Origin of the sequence: Thauera linaloolentis 47Lol = DSM 12138 (genome assembly GCF_000310205.1) — a bacterium.
GTDB classification, from domain to species: Bacteria; Pseudomonadota; Gammaproteobacteria; order Burkholderiales; family Rhodocyclaceae; genus Thauera; species Thauera linaloolentis.
This window is the reverse complement of the sequence record NZ_AMXE01000157.1, coordinates 1-3,203: the sequence shown is the minus strand read 5'-3', so window position 1 is coordinate 3,203 and position 3,203 is coordinate 1. Positions and strand designations below refer to the sequence as shown.

The following is a 3,203-nucleotide window of genomic DNA, read 5'->3' as shown; positions in this document are numbered from 1 at the left end:
CCGCCGTGGCGGGCACGGCGGGTGCTGCGGCGGGCGGGCAGCTCAGAACGGGTAGGGGCGCGGCTGGTGCTGCAGCGTGATCCACTGGGCGCGGGTGAACTCCTCGATCGCCCATTCGCCGTTGAAGCGGCCCAGGCCGGAGTTCTTCTCGCCGCCGAACGGGGCGTTGGGCTGGTCGTCCACCGTCATGTCGTTGATGTGCGCCATGCCGGCGACGATGCCGCGCGCGAAGCGCACGCCGCGTTCGAGGTCGGCGGTGAACACCGCGCTCGACAGGCCGTATTCCGACTGGTTGGCCAGTTCCAGCGCATGGGCTTCGTCGCGCGCCCGGATGATCGGAAGCACCGGGCCGAAGGTCTCGTCGATGGCGATCGACCAGGCCGGATCGACGTCGGCGAACACATGTGGCGGCACGACGTTGCCCCGCGCTTCGCCGCCGACCACGAGGCGAGCGCCGTCGCGCCTGGCGCGTTCGATGCGGGCGAGCACGTCGTCGCGCTGGCGGGCGTTGATCAGCGGGCCGATGACGGTGGCCGGGTCGGCGGGGTCGCCGTACTTCAGGCCCTCGACGCGCTGCTTCACTTCGGCGATGAAGGCGTTGTATACCCTGGCGTCGACGATGGCGCGGTTGGTGCTCATGCAGATCTGGCCCTGGTGCAGGAAGCGGCCGACCACGGTGGCATTGGCGGCGACGGCGATGTCGGCGTCGTCGAGCACGACCAGCGGCGCGTTGCCGCCCAGTTCGAGCGCGACGCGCTTGATGTGGCGGCCGCCGGCGGCAAGGCGGCCGACGCTGCGGCCGACCTCGGTCGAGCCGGTGAAGGAGATCAGGTCGGGCACGGGGTGGTCGACGAAGTGGTCGCCGATCTCGCTGCCGGCGCCGACGACGACGCTGAACAGGCCCGCCGGCAGGCCGGCTTCCTCGTAGATCTTGGCCAGCAGCAGGCCGCCGGTGACCGGCGTGTCGCTGGCCGGCTTGACCACCACCGCGTTGCCCAGCGCCAAGGCCGGCGCCACCGAGCGCGCGGTGAGGTGGAAGGGGAAGTTCCACGGGCTGATGACGCCCACCACGCCGAGCGGCGAGCGGTAGACGCGGCTTTCCTGGTGCGGCACGCCGGCAGCGAGGATGCGGCCCTCGACGCGGCTGGGGAAGGTGGCCGATTCCATCGTGATGCGGCGCGCGCTGTCCCATTCGATCAGCGCCTTCAGGCGCGTGCTGCCGGATTCGCGCACGATCCAGTCCTGCACTTCGGCGGCGCGGGCGGCGAGGATGTCGGCTGCGCGGCGGAGCACCCCGGCGCGTTCGTCGGGCAGGCGCGCGGCCCATTCGCGCTGGGCACGGGCGGCGGCGGCATAGGCCTCGTCCACGTCGGCCGTGCTGGCGAGCTGGATCTCGGCCAGGCGTTCGCCGTCGTAGGGGTTGGTGTCGGTCAGGCGGCGCCCGGAGCGGCCGGCGCGCCACTGGCCGGCGATGGGCTGGAGGTCGAAGCCGGCGTAGGCGGCGGGCGGGGTATTGGCGTTCATGCGCAGGTTCTCCGTGCTCAGATGTCGATGCCGCACTTGCCCGGGGCGATGATGCCGTTCGGGTCGAGGGCGCGTTTGATGGTGCGTTCGATGTTGCGCTTGACCTGGCCGTAGGACTGCGCGACGCGTTCCTGGAAGGCGGTGTTGACGCGGTACACCGCGTAGCCCTCGTGCTCGAACGCGTCCAGCAGTTCGTGGAAGCAGGCGTTGGCGCGCTCGGTTTCCTCGGGGTTGCTGCGGTCGAACAGCACGTCGATGACGTGGTGCATGTCGCGCCAGCCGACGATGAACTCGCCGACGTAGTCGAGGCCGTGCTTGTTGAGGATGGTCTTGGCGAGCTTCATCTGCTTCTCGCACTCGCTGCCGCGCGCCTGGCTGACCGGGGCGAACCACATCGAGCCGCCGCCGCCGCGCCAGTTGTAGAGGCCGAATTCCTGCAGGTTCGGCACGCCCGACATCAACTGCGCGCGGTACTTGAAGGGCTGGGTGTCGCCGGCTTCCTCCTGGGTGATGACGCGGCCCTTGCCCGACTTCTTCACCACGTCGGTGACGATCTTCCAGTTCACCTCGACCTGCTCTGGCGTGCCGTAGAGCGCGGCATACACGTTCCAGGCGCCGAGATGCTTGTCCTTCTGGATCTGCTTCAGCACCGAATCCGGCGTGGCGCCCGGCGTGGTGAGGTAGTCCGAACGGCGGGTGTTGCAGGTGGCGGCCTCCCACAGCGTGCCGGCGATGACCACCGAGTTGGGAATGATCTGGGCGATGCGCAGCGGACGCAGCATCTCGACGATCTCGCTGATGTCGGATTCTTCGTCGAACTGGATCTCGAAGGGTTTGAACACCGGCGGCTTGGGCATCAGCCAGAAGCCCATCTTGGTGCAGATGCCGTAGTTGGACTGGGTGAACATGCCGTCCAGCGTGGGGCCGTAGCCCCATTTGAACACCTGCCAGGCCTTGTCGCCCTTCACCGAGCCCATGCCGGTGCGCAGCACTTCGCCGTTGGGCAGGACGACTTCCATGCCGCATTGCATCAGGAAGTGCTCGCCATAGGGCGTGTAGCCCACGCCGCGGTCCATGGTGTTGCCCAGCGGGCCGGCGATGGCCGACGGCGCGGAGAAGGACAGCATCAGCGGCAGCTGGTTTTCCTCGATGTAGTCGTAGAGCTGCTGGTAGGTGACGCCCGGCTCGACCAGCGCGGTACATAGTTCGGGGTCGATGTGGATGATCTTGTTCATCAGGCGCAGGTCGAGCACGACCTGGCCGCGCTCGATGGGGGCGGCCGAGCCGTAGCCGAAGTTGCGCCCGGTGGAGATCGTCCAGATCGGTACCTTGTAGGTGTTGCAGACCTTGACGACGGCCTGGATCTGCTCGACCGTCGTCGCCAGCAGCACCGCCGAGGCGGCATGCTGCTCGGTGGCGACCGACATCATGATCTTGCCGTAGGGCAGCAGCTTGTCGGCGGCAGTCAGGACATTGTCGGCGCCGAGGATGGCGGTGAATTCCTGGATCGCGGCATCGAAATCACGTTCGGAGACGTTTTTCGGCAGAACGCTGTACTTGCTCATGGTTGCTCCGTTCAGATGATGCAGGTGAAGGACATGTAGGAGACGCCGCCGGGCAGGCGGGCCGCGCCCGCTGCGCCGTCGTCGGCGGCGCCGGCCAGCAGCGCGGGCTGGCTG

At 68.3% G+C, this 3,203-nt stretch carries 2 protein-coding genes; both read right to left on the bottom strand.

What is annotated here, in order from left to right:
• Positions 1-42 precede the first annotated feature (42 nt).
• Positions 43-1,524 carry an aldehyde dehydrogenase family protein gene (locus C666_RS18805; protein ID WP_004348938.1) on the bottom strand — a complete coding sequence of 494 codons (1,482 nt, stop codon included), beginning with the start codon at positions 1,522-1,524 and terminating at the stop codon, positions 43-45.
• A 17-nt stretch (positions 1,525-1,541) separates the two neighbouring features.
• Positions 1,542-3,089 (bottom strand): FAD-binding oxidoreductase, encoded by a 1,548-nt coding sequence (locus C666_RS18800; protein WP_004348936.1) that lies wholly within the window; start codon positions 3,087-3,089, stop codon positions 1,542-1,544.
• Between the last annotated feature and the right edge of the window lie 114 nt (positions 3,090-3,203).